Here is a 16067-nt window from a genome sequence, read left to right on the forward strand (position 1 = left end):
ACACACCAGAAACCGTGCCACAGGCGTACGACAAGACACTCACGCACCCGCAAGTACTCCGGCCACCACAAGCACGCTCACTGATCCACCGCGCATGCGTCGATCGGCACAACTTCCGACACGTTGTGCCGGTCAAGGTGGACGGTCGGCGCCCTAGTGGACCAGAGTTTCACCTCTTGGCAGCCGGGTAGGGCCGTCGCCACCCAAACGTCCCGCATTGTCGACAACGGCGAAAGGGGTGAAGAGAACCGGCACTCGCTAGGCGCGCAGCACGGGAGCCAACCGGCTGCGGGGAACACGGCACCGTAGGTCCTGCACAGCACTACTTTTCGGCGATTCGTCTGGAGGTACAGGCTGTGAGCTATGTGCTGTTTTTCGGAGCGTTACTGCTGGTCATGTTTCTGGTCTGGACACGATTGTCATCGGACCAACCGAGGGCGCCGGTACGCGCCTATCGTAATGCGGTCTTCGTAAGCGCAGGTGTGTACTCGCTGGCCTGGTACGCGTTGTACGTCACCGGCCTGTCGCCGGCGCACGGAATACTGGCGGCGACGGCCGGGGCCCTTACCGGCGGGATCGCCGCGACCACGGTTGACATGGGACTCGTCGAGAACACGGCGTCCTGTTCGACGCCGGAGCCGTGGCGGAGCCCTTCCACTCCCGCCGCCAGCGGGCCGAGGCAGGCGTTCGTCGCCGTCGTCACGTTGATCGGTCTGGTCGTCACCGTTCCCCTGTGGATTCTCATCTCAGTGCTCATCTGGCTGGAAGAGCCGGGCCCCGTCTTCTCCGTCAACGAGCGGGTGCGGTTCCGGACCACGAAGCTCGCGGCCGAACCGCGCACGCTGCTCGTGGGCTGGATGTTGAGGCGATCGCGACTGGATGAGCTTCCGCGACTGACCCAGCTACAGGCCGGCATTCTCGGCGGGTTCGCAGCGACGCACATTTCAGCGGCGCGGCGTTCAACGGTGCGGATCTGCGGGCGGCTCTCGGTGGCACGGCTTCCGAGGTTGCCCGCCGGGGTGTCTCGACCGGCCGTGCGCCACCACTCGACGGTGACAGCGGTCGTCGGTACCTGTGCCGTACTGGTCGTGACCGTGACCGTGGCGGCGGCCACCCCGTTGTCGAAGCCGCGGTCGACACCCGCGGCGCCGCTGGCCGCGCCGATGGTGTTCGACCCGGCGCAGGGTTCGATGCTGCCCCACCGCCGGGTGGTCGCGTTCTACGGGGTACCGGGAGCCGACGTGACCGGACCGGCGTACACCCTCGACGCGGCCATGCTGGACCGGCTGCGGGCGCAGGGAGCGGAGTACGAGCGGCTCGATCCGGCGCACCCGGTCGTGCTCGGGATCGACCTGGTGGCCAGCGTGCCCGACTCCGACCCCGGGCCCACCAACAGTTACAGCCACCGGCTCGACAGGGCCACGCTGGACCGGTACGTCGAGTTCTGTCGGGCCAACGGCCTGCTGCTCTTCCTCGACCTCAGCTTCGGCTGGACCGATCCGCAGCAGGAGCTCGGGTACTTCCTGCCGTACCTGGCGTTGCCCTTCGTCCACCTGGCGATCGATCCGGAGTGGATGTTCCCCCGGCACAACGGGGTACCGGGGGTCCACCTGTCCAACGTCCGCGCCGCCGATCTCAACCCGATCATCAGTACGGTGGCGGAGCTTCCGACGCGGTACCGGGTGCCGCGGAAGATCGTCATCATCCACCAGTACCGTCCGACCGGTGACGGGCTGCCCGACCCGTACGCCCCGGGCCAGGCGGAGATCGCCGACAAGCGCAACCTGGTCAACGACCCGCGGGTGGACCTCGTGGTGCACGTCGACTCGGTGGGCGGGTGGCCCGGCGACATCGAGGAGAAGACGAAGCAGTACGGGGCGTGGGTCGGCCGGGACATGGCGCGCTTCGGCAACTTCCAGTACGGCGGATTCAAGATCTTCTACCAGCTCGAGTCGAAGAACCGGCTGATGACGCCGAAGGAGGTGATGGCGCTCCAGCCGCCGCCCATGGTCGTCACGTACGGAAACTGAGGTCTGGAAAACGGTCGGGTCGCGGCCGTCGCCGCGACCCGACCGCCTCTTATCGCTGCGCTGCCCCGGCGACCTCGACGGCGTCCGCGTCCGTCTGCGAGAACTGCGCGTTGTACAGCCGGTGGTATGCGCCCTCCGCGGCGAGCAGTTCGGCGTGCGTACCCTGCTCGACGATGCGACCGTTCTCCATCACCAGGATCAGGTCGGCGTCGCGGATGGTGGACAGCCGGTGCGCGATCACGAAGCTGGTCCGGTCCGACCGGAGCGCGGCCATGGCCCGCTGCACCAGCACCTCGGTACGGGTGTCCACCGAGCTCGTCGCCTCGTCGAGGATCAGCAGCGACGGGCGGGACAGGAACGCGCGCGCGATCGTGATGAGCTGCTTCTCGCCCGCGCTGATGTTGCTGCCCTCCTCGTCGATGACGGTGTCGTACCCGTCCGGCAGGCTGTGCACGAAGCGGTCGACGAAGGTCGCCTTCGCCGCGGCGAGGATCTCCTCCTCACTGGCGTCGGGGTTGCCGTACGCGATGTTGTCCCGGATCGTCCCGTTGAACAGCCAGGTGTCCTGGAGGACCATGCCGATCCCGCCGCGCAGCTCATCCCGGCGCATCGTGCTGATGTCCACCCCGTCGAGGGTGATGCGGCCGGAGTCCAGCTCGTAGAAGCGCATGATGAGGTTGACCAGGGTCGTCTTTCCCGCACCGGTCGGCCCGACGATCGCGATGGTGTGGCCGGGCTCGGCCACCAGCGACAGGTCCTCGATCAGCGGCTTGTCGGGGGAGTACCGGAACGACACCCGCTCGAACTCCACCCGGCCGTGGCGGTCGTCGACCCGCGCCGGCTCGGCCGGATCGGGGCTCTGCTCCTCGGCGTCGAGCAGGTCGAACACCCGCTCCGCCGACGCGACCCCGGACTGCAGCAGGTTGGCCATGGAGGCGACCTGGGTCAGCGGCTGGGTGAACTGCCGGGAGTACTGGATGAACGCCTGCACGTCGCCGAGGCTCATCGCCCCGGAGGCGACCCGCAGACCGCCGACCACCGCCACCGCCACGTAGCTCAGGTTCCCGATGAACATCATCGAGGGCATGATGATGCCGGAGACGAACTGGGCCCCGAAGCTCGCCTTGAACAGCTCGTCGTTCTTTGCGGTGAAGGCCGCCTGGACCTCGCGCTGACGCCCGAACACCTTGACCACTTCGTGTCCGGTGAACGCCTCCTCGATCTGCGCGTTCAATGCGCCGGTGTGCGACCACTGCGCGATGAACTGCTTCTGTGAGCGCTTCGCGACCTGCTTGGTGACCACCATGGACAGCGGTACCGCCACCAGCGCGATCACCGCGAGCAGCGGCGAGAGCACGAACATCATGATGAGTACGCCGACGACGGTGAGCAGCGAGGTGAGCAGCTGGCTCAGCGTCTGCTGCAGGCTCTGGGAGACGTTGTCGATGTCGTTGGTGACCCGGCTGAGCAGCTCACCGCGGGGCTGGTTGTCGAAGTACGGCAACGGCAGCCGGTTGAGCTTCTCTTCGACCTCGGCGCGCAGGTCCAGGATGGTGCGCTGCACGACGCCGTTGAGCAGGTATCCCTGCACCCACATCAGGACGCTGGCGGCCACGTACAGGACCAGCGCCAGCGCCAGGACCCGGCCGAGCGCGTTGAAGTCGATGCCCACCCCGGGTACGACCCGCATGTGCGCCAGCAGGTCGGCGAACCCGCCGTGACCCGCGGCGCGCTCGTGCTCGACCACCTGCGCCAGATCCGCGCCGGCCGGGAGCCGCTTGCCGACCACCCCGGAGAAGATCAGGTCGGTGGCGTGCCCGAGCACCTTCGGGCCGATGACGGTCAGCACCACGCTCGTGACGGCGAGGCCGATGACCGCCAGCAGTTGCAAGCGCTGCGGGCGCAGCCGCCCGATCAGCCGGCGCGCCGACGGGCCGAACGTCATGGACTTCTCCGTGGGCACCCCTGCGGCCATCCACCGCGGGCCGCCGCCGGCCTGGCCCGCGGCGGCGGGCAGCCGCCTGGGTACCGGACCCGCAGCTTTCGGGTCCACCACCTTCTGGTTCACCGCTTCCCCCCGTGCGCTCATGCCGCGACGTCCGCGGTCAGTTGGGACTCGACGATCTCCGCGTAGGTCGGGCAGGTGTCGAGCAGGTCGCTGTGCCGGCCGACCCCGACGATCGCGCCGTCCTCCAGCACGATGATCTGGTCGGCGTCGACGATCGTGGACACCCGCTGGGCCACGATGACCACCGCCGAGTGCGCGGTGACCGGGCGCAGCGCGGCTCGCAGCCGGGCGTCGGTGGACAGGTCGAGCGCGGAGAACGAGTCGTCGAACAGGTAGATCTCGGGTCGGCGCAGCACCGCGCGGGCGATCGCGAGCCGTTGCCGCTGGCCGCCGGAGACGTTGGTGCCGCCCTGTGCGATCGGCGCTTCCAGGCCGCCCGGCATCTCCTCGACGAAGTCGCGCGCCTGGGCGATCTCCAGGCAGGTCCACAGCTCGTCGTCGGTGGCGTCCGGCTTCCCGTACCGCAGGTTGCTGGCGACCGTGCCGGAGAACAGGTAGGGCCGCTGCGGTACCAGTCCGATCCGGCTCCACAGCAGATCCGGGTCGAGCTCACGGACGTCCACCCCGTCGACGAGGAGCGCGCCGCCGGTCACGTCGAACAGCCGGGGTACCAGCGACAGCAGGGTCGTCTTGCCCGCACCGGTACTGCCGATGATCGCGGTTGTCCGGCCGGCCTCGGCGCGGAACGAGATGTCACGCAGCACCGGTTCCTCGGCACCCGGGTACTGGAACCGTACGTCGCGCAGCTCCAACTCGGCCCGGGCGCGCAGGTCGGTGACCGGCTCAGCCGCCGGGGTCACCGACGACTCGGTGTCGAGCACCTCGACGACGCGCTCGGCGCACACGGCGGCGCGCGGGACCATCATCAGCATGAAGGTCGCCATCATCACCGACATCAGGATCTGCATGAGGTAGTTGAGGAACGCCGTCAGAGCGCCGATCTGGATCTGTCCCGCATCGACCCGGAACGCCCCGAACCACAGGACGGCGACGCTGGACGCGTTGAGGACCAGCATCACGGTCGGGAAGATCAGTACCATCAGTCGACCGGCCCGCAGCGCGGTGGCGGTGAGATCCGCGTTGGCCACGCCGAAGCGCTCGGTCTCGTACGGTTCCCGGACGAACGCCCGGACCACCCGGGCGCCGGTGATCTGCTCCCGGAGCACCCGGTTGACGGCGTCGATGCGGGTCTGCATCAGCCGGAACTGCGGCACCATCCGTCGGACGATCAGGCCGACGGCCAGGGCCAGCGCCGGCACACTGACCAGCATCAACCAGGAGAGGCCGACGTCCTCCCGCAACGCCATGATGACGCCGCCGACGCACATGATCGGCGCCGCGACGAACATGGTGCACGTCATCACCACGAGCATCTGTACCTGTTGCACGTCATTGGTGTTGCGGGTGATCAGTGACGGTGCGCCGAAGAGGGCCACCTCACGGGCCGAGAACGCCCCGACGCGCTGGAAGATCGCCGCGCGCAGGTCGCGGCCGAAGCCCATCGCGGTACGGGCTCCGAAGTAGACGGCGACGATCGCGCAGGCGATCTGTACCGCGGAGACGAGCAGCATCCAGCCGCCGGTCCTGAGGATGTAGCCGGTGTCTCCCTGCGCGATGCCCTTGTCGATGATGTCGGCGTTCAGGCTGGGCAGGTAGAGCGAGGCCATGGTGCCGACGAGTTGCAGCAGCACCACCGCCGACAATGGTCGGACATAGGGACGCAGGTAGGTGCGCAGTAGTCGAGCCAACATCGAGACTTCCCCCGAGTCGATGACGCTGTGGTCAGTTGGTGGTGGTTCAGTCTTGCTCGTGCTGGTGCCGGTTGCTCAGTGGTGCCGGTTGCTCAGTGGTGCCGGCGCACGCCGTCGAGCAGGACGGAGACGATCTGCTCGGCGGTGAGCGGGTTGCCTTCGGTGTTCATCGGGTGCGCGCCGGAGAAGATCAGCAGACGCAGCAGTCGCGCCGCCTCCTCCACCGGGTACCGCAGATGCTCGCGGTCGGGCTCCAGCAGGCGGACGAACGCCTCCTGGATCTGGTTGTTCGTGGTGCGGACGGCCGCCCGGTCCACCGCGATGTCCTGCGGCGGCTGCTGCAACCTTAGGACGATAAGCAGATTGACGACCCTGGTCATCCGGTTTTGCAGCAGGCCGGCCGCGCGGATCAGCCGGTCCCGCAGGGGCAGCGTCACGTCGACCCGGTTCAGGTCGTCCAGCAGCGGTGCCGGATCCAGGGCCGCGCGGATCGCTTCCTGGATCAGGGACTCCTTCTCCGGGAAGACGCGGAAGATGGTTCCCTCGGCGACCCCGGCCGCCTTCGCGATCTGCCGGGTGGTGACCTTCGTTCCGTGCTTGGCCACCAGCGGCAGCGTTGCGGCGATGAGTGCCGCGCGACGCTCCTCCCGCGGCAGCGGCCGGGCCCGGCCGCTGCCGCGTCGCCCGGGCGGCTCGTCGCCCGCGGCTGCGGGCGAGGGCGGCTGAGTGCTCGCAGCGGGCCAAGTGTCGGAGGTCGTGGAGGCCACGCCAGCACGCTACTGAGTGAGCCACTCACTCACAACTCGATTGTCGCCCGAGGGGCACCGGGACGTCGCGAATCCGGTTCGGTTTCAGCGGCTACACCAGGGTAGATCCGGGTTTCGTGGTGGGCCGGCAAAGGATCAGTGTGATCATTCCGGCGTACAACGAATCGGCCACCGTGGGCGAGGTGGTCGACGTCGCCCTGCGCGTGGCACTGATCGACGACCTCGTCGTCGTCGACGACGGCTCCGACGACGACACCGCGGAGGTGGCGACCGCCCACGGCGCCCGTGTGGTCAGCGGCGGACACCGGGGCAAGGGGGAGAGCCTGGTGGCCGGGGCGCGCGCCAGCGACGCCGAGATCGTGGTCCTGCTCGACGCCGACCTCATCGGTCTGCGGACGGATCACGTCGACAAGCTGGCGCGTACCGTGGCCGACGAGGACGCCGCGATGGCGCTCGGCCTGTTCGACCGGGGGCCGTGGCTCAACTGGGTGTTCCTGCGGCTGCTGCCGCGCCTGACCGGGGAGCGCGCCCTCCGCCGCGAGGTGCTGCTCTCGCTGGACCCGGCCGACACGCGGGGGTACCGGATCGAGGCGGCGCTCAACTCGTGCGTCGCCGAGCGGGGCGGAGTGGTCCGGGCGTTCATCCTCGACGGGATGTCCCAACGCACGAAGGAGCAGAAGGAGAGCGTCGCGCTTGTGGGCTTCGCCCGCAAGGTGGCGATGCTCAGCGTCGCGGGATGGGAGTACGTCGCGTACCGGCTGCGACGGCTGGGCTGAACGTCGTCTCGCCCTCGGGCTCCGCGCTCGACCAGTCCGGGTCGAGCGCCGGGGCGATCAGCGTGCGAGCGGTGCCCTGCCAGCTCCAGGCCAGGGTGGGCCGGTCGTCGGTCCAGGTCAGTCGGTAGTCCAGGCTGCCGCCGTGTACCGGCGCGTCGCGTACCTCTACGTCGGCGCCGTGCCACTCCGGTGGCAGCAGCGACAGCACCGCCGTACGCCGATCGGTCGTGTCGCGGATCAGCATGGCGCGGACGAAGCTGAGGAAGTCGGCGGACGCCCAGCCGTGGTGGCCGTCTCCCATGCACCCGCCTCCCGTCTGCGGATGGATCGCCTCGGGCCAGGTGAAAGTCGGCGTCGCCGCGTCCAGCATCCAGCGCAGCCGGTCCCAGGCCACCGGGTCGCCGGCCAGCAGCTCCACGAAGGCCAGCTGGAGCGTCAGGTAGGTGCCCAGGCCGGTATGGGCGATCGCCTGGTAGAAGGCGGGGCCGAGGGTGAAGCGCTCGCGGATCAGGTCCACCGTGCCGGCGATGAGCGGGTCGTCGGCGTCGAGCAGTTCCAAGGGGTAGCACGCGACGAGCGAACCGATCATGCCGGCGTCGATGCGGCGGTTCGGCCCGGCCGGCAGGTACGGGCGCGCGCTGTGCCGGGTCGCCCGGGCGATCGAGGTGAAGATGTCCGCCCGGTAGTCGTCCGCGGCCGCCCGCCAGCGCGCCGCGTCGGCGGGGTGTCCCGTCTCGTCGGCGAGGTACGCCGCGTCGCACAGCCCACGCAGGGCAAAGAAGTTGTCCCAGTAGTACACGTCGTACGGCCCGAGGTGCTCGGCGGACACCCCCGGCGGCAGCAGACCGGGGTCCCGGGCGTCGGCGGCCCGGCGCCGCTTCCGGGTCCGGTCGATCCAGTCCGCCCCCTTGGCCACGGCCGGCATCAACCGGACCAGCCAGTGCCGGTCGCCGGTGAGCCGGTAGTGCTCGGCGATGCTCATGATGGCCGCGCCGTTGGCGTCCCACTCGTGCCACTGGCTGTAGAAGAAGCCGTCGTGACGCTGTCGCTCGGGGTAACTGTCGATCACGTCCGCGGCCTCGGTGTAGAACCCCCACCGGTCCAGGGCCATGAGCTGGAAGGCAGCGTCACGGAACCAGAACCGGTGGTACGTCATCGGCCCCGGCGTGATGCTGCCCGGGTCGTGCAGGACGAGCTGGTACGTGCGGTTGGCGTCGACGGCCTCCTGGAGCCGCTCGTCGGGGAGCCGGACGCGCAGGCCGCGGTCGAGGACCCGCTGCCACCGCTCCGCGATCTCGGCGGCGGTGGGCGCCTCCCGTACCAGGGCGGAGATGTCGCGGGCCGGCCGGGTACCGGGCGTCGGCGGCAACGGCATCAGGACCCGCCGGGTCTGATCCGGCTGGAGCGGGTAGCTGACGGCGGCGTTGGCCAGGCCGGCGGCGTCGCGCGTGTGTACCGGCCGGATGGTCTGTGCGGTGCCCTCCCGGAACTGCTGCAGGCAGTCCCCGGAGTGGAAGGTCGAGATGGCGACCCGCTCGGGCCGGGTCTCCAACAGCACCGCCGGCTCGCCGTCAACCATGATCGTCTCGTCCGAGACCCCGACGTCCTGCACCACGGCGAGCCCCTCCGGGTCGTACGGGCGCAGCGCGAACGCCAGCGTCAGGGGGCGCCCGGCGTGGTTGGTCACCTCGAGCGCGACGTACTCGTCGTCGGCCACCCGCAGCGCGTACACGTCCGCCACGGCCTGCCCGCCGCCGGGCAGGTTGACGGCGGTCCGCACGCAGCTGCCCACCCCCTGGACGCACTGCGGCCGGTCGATGCGGCTGGGCAGCACCCACACGTCTCCGTCGCGGATCCACCAGTCCAGCGACCAGCCGTCGGGCCTCATGGTCACCAGCCCGGACGGGTCGACCACCGCCTCCCAGGCGGAGCCGGGGTTGCCGACCGCGGTCCAGTTGCGGTGCGTCACGTTGGTGAGGAACGGCAGGTGGCCGCGGGGGGTGAACGACCGATCCGTCGGGTCGAGCTGACGCTCCAGCCAGTACGGCCACAGCCAGTCCGGCCGGATCTGCGGCGCGGCGCGGGTACGGATGGCCCGCGCCAGGGTCCGCGCCCCGACCGGCACCATCTCCGTGGGGGCCTTGATCTCGAAGCGCTCGCCGAAGCGTTGCAGCGTGGACAGGTGTCGCAGGATGTCCTCGCCGATATGGAAGCGCCGGGCGAGGCGACGCAGGACAGCAGCGCGCCAGTCCACCATGACGGTGCCCTACCCCGGAGGTGGCAGGGGACACCCCGTCGTCATGGTGGACTGGCCGCGATCTGGTCACGCCGCCGCGGGTCCGCGGCGGCGCGGGTCCGCGGTGGTGAGGTGATGCCCGCCGGGCCCCGTATGGGGCGGGGCGCGGGGCCCGGCGGGCCGACCGGGGAGGCCGTCTCTAGGGGGTGTTGTTGGCCAGAGCCACCAGCCGGGGGCGGGTGCCGTTGAAGGTGTCGCGGTCCACCGCGGTGGAGATCCCCGGGACGGTGCCGGAGTTGGTGTGCTGCCAGAACGTGTAGTACGGCGCGCCGGCCGGCAGTGTGCCCGGAGTGCTCGCCCAGCGTGCGAGCCACAGCGGGTGGTTAGCCCAGAACGCGGTGTAGTTGCCGGTGCAGGACGTCCACCAGGACGTCGTGGTGTAGATGACCGCGTACCGCGTGGTGCGGGCGCGGTACTGGTTGAGGAAGGCGGCGATCCAGCTCCGCATGGCCGCCTGGCTCATGCCGTAGCAGCCGCCCTCCAGGTCGAGCGCGGCCGGCAGGGTCAGGTTGTCGCGCGACCACGCGCCGCCGTTGTCGGCGAGGTGATTGGCCTGCTGGACCCCGCTGGACTCGTCCGGCCGGGCGAAGTGGTACGCGCCGCGGATGACCCCGGCGTTGTAGGCCCCGAGGTAGTTCCGGCTGAACGCGTCGCTGGTGTGCGAGGGGCCGTCGGTCGCGGCGATGTAGGCGAACTGGATGCCGGCGCCGCGCACCTGGGTCCAGTTGATCGTGCCCTGGTACCGGGAGACGTCGACGCCCGGAATGCCGTCGACGGCGTTGGCGGCCGGGGCCGTGGCGGTCAGGGCCGCCGTGGCGATACCGGCCAGGACAGTGACGCCCGCCAGCGGGCGGACCAACCGGCCGAACCACCGCCGGACCTGTGGTTTATCCATCGAACCTCCTGAAAGCGCTGCGGTTGCTTCATGTCCGGCATTCGGATGCATCGTGCGCGTACGCTGTGCGCGATGGAGCGTGCTTAGAGCACGTTCGAAGGACTCCCGTGCCGCGAGGACCGCCGATGCTTCGGATCCACGTCACAGGCGACGATCTGGCTCGTACGCGCATCGCATTCACGCCCGACCCGATGTGGGAGCTCGTCCTGAGTCTGCATCAGTTCCTGCAGCCGAGCGCCAAGATCGTGTTCGGTCCCTGGCGACGCGCGGCGGCCGACGCGATCTCGCGTGGTGGCGCGACCGGCGCCGTTCAGATGCTGGCGTCGCTGGCGCCGGCGCGAAGCAGGTACTTCCCCGACTTCCTCACCCCGTCGGGCTCTCCGCAGACCCTTCAGGACGGCCTGGAGGCGGTACGCGCGACCCCCGTGTCCCAGCTGCGGGCAGAGTTGGGACGGTTCGACCTCGTGCGGCCCGGTCCGGGGCCGTCCCCGTCCTGGATCGGCGCGCTCGCCTCCGGCGACCCGGAGGCGATGACCCGACTCGGGAAGGCGCTGGGCGCCTACTTCGACCTCGCCCTGGCGCCCTACCAGGCCGAGATCTCGGCGTGCTTCCACACCGACCGCGCGCTGCGTACCCGCGCCCTGGCCGCCGGCGGCGTGGAGGCCCTGCTGGCCAGCCTGTGGCCGTCGGTGCGGTGGCAACCTCCGGTCCTCGAGGTCAACTACCCGTACGACCACGAGCTTCACCTGAACGGGCGTGGACTGCTGTTGGTGCCCTCCCTGTTCTGCCACCAGTTCCCCATCACGCTCGCCGACGAGGATCTACCGCCGGTCCTGGTCTACCCGATCAGCCCGGACCCGCGCTGGTTGACCACCGACCCCGGCGCACCGCCGGGCCGGGCGTTGGCGGCGCTGCTGGGTGAGACCAAGGCTGCCATCCTCGAAGAGATCGCGACCCGCGGCGAGCGTACGACCACGGAGCTGGCCCGGCGGGTCCGCGCTTCCGCCCCGACCGTCAGCTATCACACCCGGACCCTGCGGGAGGCTGGCATCATCGTGACCCTCCGGACCGCGAACCTCGCCGTACACAGCCTGACCCCGCTCGGTATCAGCCTGCTCAGCAACGGACGGGCGTATCCCGGCGCGGGCCCGGCTCCGGAATCATGACCGGTCCGCGAGCGCCCTGGCGCTCCTACACTGACGGGCGTGCCGCGGCTGATCGTACTGAACGGACCACCCGGCTGCGGTAAGTCCACGCTGGCCCAGCGGTACGTCGACGAGCACCCCCTCGCGCTGAACCTGGACATCGACCGGATCCGCGGCCTGCTCGGCCGCTGGCGGGACGATTTCTACACCGCGGGGCTGCTCGCTCGGGCGCTCGCCGTCGCGGCGGCCCGTACCCATCTGGTCGCCGGACACGACGTGGTGATTCCGCAGTTCCTGGCCCGGCCGGACTTCCTCGAGCGACTGGAGCACCTCGCGCGTGAGGTCAACGCCGACTTCCACGAGATCGTCCTGCTCGACCGCGGGGAGGACGCGCTGCGCCGGTTCACCGACCGCAGCCGCGCCGCGGCCGACCCGGCGCACGTGGAGGCGCAGCAGATGCTGGACCGTATGGGTGGCCTGGCGGAGTTGTCGGCGATGTACGACCGGCTGGTGTCGATGCTCGCCGCCCGGCCGGCCGCGAAGGTCGTGCACACCGAGGACGGGCAGGTTGAGCGGGCCTACCGGGAGGTCCTGGAGCTGCTCAGACCGGTGCCGCGGGATCGGTGATGATCCGGTCGATCTCCGCCAGGGCCCAGCCGGCGAGTTCCCGCTGGACGGCTTCGGCCATTCTCACCGCGCCGTCAGGTCATCGGTCGTAACGGCGACACCCGTCGACCGGAACCGGTGACGCCCCTACCACCGGCCGACGTAACGATCAACCTGAATGACAGGGTCATCGATCCGTTGGGTGTCGGAATCCCGGTGGTGAAGTATTCAACCAGCTGACACGATGAGGAGACATATCCACTGCTCTCAGCAGCGGGACAGGGGTGACGGGCAGGGTGGCGTACTGGATGGCACGGTGGGGTCTGCTGTGCATGGCGATCGCGGCGGCCCTGGTCGTGGTGGTGATGCACCTGAGAGAGGTCCGCGCCCATCGGGGAGGGCGGGCAGCGGCGCCTGGATCCGATGAGGAGACCCCGGCGGACGCCCCTGCCGCTGAATGCGACACGCGACCCGACACCTCCGCCGGCGCGCCGGGCGCGTCTCATCACCTGCCGCCGTCGGCCTCCGGGGGATCGTCGGTGTCCGTCGGTAGCTGACCGCTGCGCGTCCGACCTGCGTTTCCACTGGGTCTGCTGTCATCTCGCCCGGCTCGACCACGGGTACATGACCGAGCTGGTGACCGAGGCCTGGCGCATGGTCGTGCCCAGGTTCCTCGCGCGGCATCGGTGACCACCATGCGCGGCGTCACCGAGTGAAAACCCGGCGGGGGAGCGGCATTCACGGCCATGGTTGAGTCTTCCGTGGCCGGGTTTGTCAGCGCAGGCCGGCGAAGAGGTCGTCCTCGGGTACCACGGCGTCGGTGGTGTCGTGCACCCGTACGAAGGTCTCCATCCCCATCAGTTCGGTGAACCGTTCCCTGCCCATCCGCAGGAAGAAGATGTTCTCGGTCTGGCTGGCGTGCGCGGCCAGCGCGTCGAACTTCTGCCCACCGAACATGCTCGTGTCCACCCAGGTGGTGATCTCGTCATCGGGCAGGCCGATCTCCGGCATGGCATCCGACTGGGACGCCTCCGGCTCCTCCCACTCGACGCCGTACTCCCGCATCATCTGCCCGAACTTCTCCATCGCCGAGCGAGGCGCCGTGGTCCAGTACACCTTCTTGGGGATGCCGGTCAGGGCGACCGCGGCCATCGTGACGCGGTGGGCCTGGATGTGGTCGGGGTGACCGTAGAAGCCGTTCTCGTCGTAGGTGACGACGACGTCGGGCTGGTACTGCCGGATCAGCTCGGCCAGCCGTGCCGCGGCGTCGGCCACGGGCGTGGTCCAGAACGAGCCGGGTACGTCGTTCGTCGCCCAGCCCATCATCCCGGAGTCTGCGTAGTCGAGCATTTCGAGATGGCTGACCTTCAGCGCCGCGCAGCTCGCCTCGAGCTCCTCCCGGCGCATCGCGGCCACGGCATCCGGGTCGTGCCCCGGTTCGCCGGGCTTGACGCCGCCGGGGCCGTCGCCACAGCGCCCGTCGGTGCACGTCACGAGTACCGTCGTGATCCCTTCCGCCGCGTACCGCGCGAGGACACCACCGGTGCCCGTCGCCTCGTCATCGGGGTGGGCGTGCACAGCCATCAACGTCAGGGGTCGAACAGTCATGACCCCACCCTACGAGCAACGCCGCGACCGACAGGACCAACTCGCTGAAGATCGGGTTTGTCAGGCAGCCGCGGAAGACTTGAATCTCCCTCAGGGGGAGGCGGGAGGGTGAGGGCATGGACGGCGAGACGCTCTACTCGATCGGCGGGCTGGGCCGGCGGACCGGACTGACGGTGAAGACCATCAGGTTCTACGCCGACCGCGGGATCGTACCGCCGACCACCCGCAGCCCCGCCGGCCACCGCCGCTACGGCATCGACGCCGTCGCCCGCCTGGACCTCGTGCGGACGCTGCGCGACCTGGGACTGGACCTCGCCACGATCCGGAAGGTCGTGGACCGGGAACTCTCACTCCCCGAGGTCGCCGCGGCGCACGCCGAGGCACTCGCGGTACAGATCCGAGGGCTGCGCCTGCGGCGCGCGGTGCTGACGGTCGTGGCCGAGCGCGGGTCTACGCCTGAGGAGATGGAGCTCATGCACAAGCTGGCCAGACTCTCGGAGGACGAGCGCCGACGGCTGATCGGCGATTTCCTCGACATCGCGTTCGGCGGTGTGGAGGCCGATTCCGAATTCGCCGGGATCAGGCGCTCGCTGACCCCCGAGCTACCCGACGATCCCGAGGTCGAACAGGTGGAGGCGTGGGTGGGGCTGGCCGAGCTGTCGCAGGACCCGGACTTTCGGGCCAGCCTGCGGCGGATGGCCGAGTACCACGCGGCCGACCGTGCCGCCGGCGGCGTCCCGGGCGTGCGCCGTGATGCTGTCGCGGTGGTCCGTGAGCGGGTCGCCCCGGCCCTGGCCGCCGCCGTCGACCCGGCCTCGCCCCGGGCCGATCCGGTCGTCGCGGCGGTCACGGCTCAGTACGCGCGCATCGTGGGTCGCCCCGATGATGTCGACCTGCGGCGGCGCCTGTCGACCCGGCTGGAGGCCGCCGACGACCCTCGTCGGGAGCGGTACCTCCGACTGCTCTCGGTGGTCAACGGCTGGCCGGCCCCGGAGAGCCTGGCACCGGTGCTCGGCTGGTTTCGTCAGGCGCTGCGGGTGCGGATCCCGGGGTAGCGCCCGGCAGCGGCGGCTCAAGGTCGCTCGACCGTGGTACCGGCACCGGCGAGTTGCTCGCCGAGTCCGGTACGCAGGTAGCGCAGTCGCCTGCCGACCCGCTCGCCGACCACCAGGCCGGCGTCCCGCAGCGCGGTCAGATGGTGCGAGGCGGTCGCCGGGGCCAGGCCGAGGGCGCTCGCCACCTCACCGGTACTGGAGGGCGCGGCCAGCAGGGTGAGCACCGCGGCACGGGTCGGACCGAGCAGACCGGCCAGCGCCGTGGAGGGCTCGACCCGCTCCGGTGGATCCCAGACGCGGCCGTAGCCGCGCGGCGGGTACCAGAGCGCCCGGCCCGTCCGGCCTTCGGTCATGGTGTGCACCACCGGGCCGGCGAACCCGGCCGGCAGCAGGGCCAGCGGATGTCCGTCCAGGCCCCAGTGCCCGCTCTTGGCGTACCCGAGTCGCAGGGCCGATCCGTCCCAGTCCAGCTTCGGATGCAGGTCGGCGAGCAGCGCCCCTGGCCCGCGTTCGGCGGCTGCCAGTGCCCGGTGTGCGATCTCGCCCTCGACCGCGGCGCACAGCCGCGGCCAGACCGGCGCGACCGCAAGCTCGAAGTACCGCCGGACCTGCCGGACCAGCTCGGCTAGCGCGGCCGCCGGGTCGGTACCGAACCGGCGGATCTCCGGTGGCGCCGGGTGCCCGGCCCAGGCGGCGTCGACCTCGGCGGCGACCCGGTCCAGCGGGGTCGCGGCCACCACCCGCAACTCCTCGTCCAGGCTGGGCCGGGCGGTGGCCGGCACCGGGGTCAGAAAGTCGGGTACGTAGCAGGTCGGGGCGGCGACCACGGCCTGCAGGGTCCCCAGGCCCGCACCACTCAGCCGTGGCCGTACCCGCGCTCGCCAGGAGTCGTACATCCAGAACGTCGTCGGCCGGTTCAACGCGAAGCCGCTGGTCACCACCTCGACCAGCGGCGAGTGTGCGAACCTGAGACCGACCAGGTCGGCCGGCGCGAACTCGATGTGGATCACGCCGGTATTCGACCACGGTCGAATGGTTACCGGCGAACGGATCAAGGGCCCTACGTTCGC

At 70.3% G+C, this 16067-nt stretch carries 12 protein-coding genes; 5 read left to right on the top strand and 7 right to left on the bottom strand.

The genetic code is table 11. The features are described 5' to 3' along the window. Positions 1 to 482 precede the first annotated feature (482 nt). Positions 483 to 2030, top strand: a complete 1548-nt coding sequence (locus Pme01_RS21050; protein WP_168114312.1) for a sugar transferase — start codon at positions 483 to 485, stop codon at positions 2028 to 2030. Between the two features lie 49 nt (positions 2031 to 2079). Here Pme01_RS21050 and Pme01_RS21055 read toward each other — a convergent pair whose 3' ends face one another. From Pme01_RS21055 to Pme01_RS21065, 3 genes are all read right to left on the bottom strand, one after another. Continuing rightward, entirely contained in the window at positions 2080 to 4119 is a 2040-nt protein-coding gene (locus Pme01_RS21055) for an ABC transporter ATP-binding protein (RefSeq protein ID WP_168114313.1), read from the bottom strand. After that, entirely contained in the window at positions 4116 to 5849 is a 1734-nt protein-coding gene (locus Pme01_RS21060) for an ABC transporter ATP-binding protein (protein ID WP_168114314.1), read from the bottom strand. Before Pme01_RS21060 ends, Pme01_RS21055 begins: the two co-directional genes overlap by 4 nt. A 92-nt stretch (positions 5850 to 5941) precedes the next feature. After that, positions 5942 to 6616 (bottom strand): TetR/AcrR family transcriptional regulator, encoded by a 675-nt coding sequence (locus Pme01_RS21065; RefSeq protein ID WP_168114315.1) that lies wholly within the window; start codon positions 6614 to 6616, stop codon positions 5942 to 5944. 140 nt (positions 6617 to 6756) lie between these two features. Between Pme01_RS21065 and Pme01_RS21070 the strand changes: the two genes are divergently transcribed. Beyond that, positions 6757 to 7392, top strand: a complete 636-nt coding sequence (locus Pme01_RS21070) for a glycosyltransferase (protein ID WP_168114316.1) — start codon at positions 6757 to 6759, stop codon at positions 7390 to 7392. Here the strand turns inward: Pme01_RS21070 and Pme01_RS21075 are convergent. After that, positions 7340 to 9649 carry a glucosidase family protein gene (locus tag Pme01_RS21075; RefSeq protein WP_168114317.1) on the bottom strand — a complete coding sequence of 770 codons (2310 nt, stop codon included), beginning with the start codon at positions 9647 to 9649 and terminating at the stop codon, positions 7340 to 7342. The genes Pme01_RS21070 and Pme01_RS21075 overlap by 53 nt on opposite strands. A 178-nt stretch (positions 9650 to 9827) precedes the next feature. Beyond that, positions 9828 to 10583: a GH25 family lysozyme gene (locus Pme01_RS21080; protein WP_168114318.1), complete on the bottom strand. Its 756-nt coding sequence runs from the start codon at positions 10581 to 10583 to the stop codon at positions 9828 to 9830. Positions 10584 to 10774: 191 nt separating this feature from the next. Between Pme01_RS21080 and Pme01_RS21085 the strand changes: the two genes are divergently transcribed. Next, a complete protein-coding gene (locus Pme01_RS21085; RefSeq protein WP_168114319.1) occupies positions 10775 to 11749 on the top strand; it encodes a winged helix-turn-helix domain-containing protein in 975 nt (324 codons plus the stop codon). A gap of 39 nt (positions 11750 to 11788) precedes the next feature. Continuing rightward, positions 11789 to 12355: an AAA family ATPase gene (locus Pme01_RS21090; RefSeq protein WP_168114320.1), complete on the top strand. Its 567-nt coding sequence runs from the start codon at positions 11789 to 11791 to the stop codon at positions 12353 to 12355. Between the two features lie 753 nt (positions 12356 to 13108). Here Pme01_RS21090 and Pme01_RS21095 read toward each other — a convergent pair. Continuing rightward, positions 13109 to 13942 carry a PIG-L family deacetylase gene (locus tag Pme01_RS21095; RefSeq protein ID WP_168114321.1) on the bottom strand — a complete coding sequence of 278 codons (834 nt, stop codon included), beginning with the start codon at positions 13940 to 13942 and terminating at the stop codon, positions 13109 to 13111. A 116-nt stretch (positions 13943 to 14058) separates the two neighbouring features. Between Pme01_RS21095 and Pme01_RS21100 the strand changes: the two genes are divergently transcribed. Then, entirely contained in the window at positions 14059 to 14997 is a 939-nt protein-coding gene (locus Pme01_RS21100) for a MerR family transcriptional regulator (protein WP_168114322.1), read from the top strand. A 17-nt stretch (positions 14998 to 15014) separates the two neighbouring features. On the opposite strand, the gene Pme01_RS21105 is transcribed toward Pme01_RS21100, so the two are convergent. Further along, positions 15015 to 16007, bottom strand: coding sequence for a helix-turn-helix domain-containing protein (locus tag Pme01_RS21105; RefSeq protein WP_168114323.1), 993 nt, complete (start codon positions 16005 to 16007; stop codon positions 15015 to 15017). Positions 16008 to 16067: the final 60 nt, after the last annotated feature.

This window comes from Planosporangium mesophilum, assembly GCF_016863255.1.
GTDB lineage: Bacteria > Actinomycetota > Actinomycetes > Mycobacteriales > Micromonosporaceae > Planosporangium > Planosporangium mesophilum.

What these genes read in the sequence shown, in the direction of transcription:
- Pme01_RS21055 (WP_168114313.1), bottom strand. Translation starts at nt 4,119, where the DNA reads ATGAGCGCACGGGGGGAAGCGGTGAACCAGAAGGTGGTGGACCCGAAA.
- Pme01_RS21060 (WP_168114314.1), bottom strand. Translation starts at nt 5,849, where the DNA reads ATGTTGGCTCGACTACTGCGCACCTACCTGCGTCCCTATGTCCGACCA.
- Pme01_RS21075 (WP_168114317.1), bottom strand. Translation starts at nt 9,649, where the DNA reads ATGGTGGACTGGCGCGCTGCTGTCCTGCGTCGCCTCGCCCGGCGCTTC.
- Pme01_RS21080 (WP_168114318.1), bottom strand. Translation starts at nt 10,583, where the DNA reads ATGGATAAACCACAGGTCCGGCGGTGGTTCGGCCGGTTGGTCCGCCCG.
- Pme01_RS21085 (WP_168114319.1), top strand. Translation starts at nt 10,775, where the DNA reads ATGTGGGAGCTCGTCCTGAGTCTGCATCAGTTCCTGCAGCCGAGCGCC.
- Pme01_RS21095 (WP_168114321.1), bottom strand. Translation starts at nt 13,942, where the DNA reads ATGACTGTTCGACCCCTGACGTTGATGGCTGTGCACGCCCACCCCGAT.
- Pme01_RS21100 (WP_168114322.1), top strand. Translation starts at nt 14,059, where the DNA reads ATGGACGGCGAGACGCTCTACTCGATCGGCGGGCTGGGCCGGCGGACC.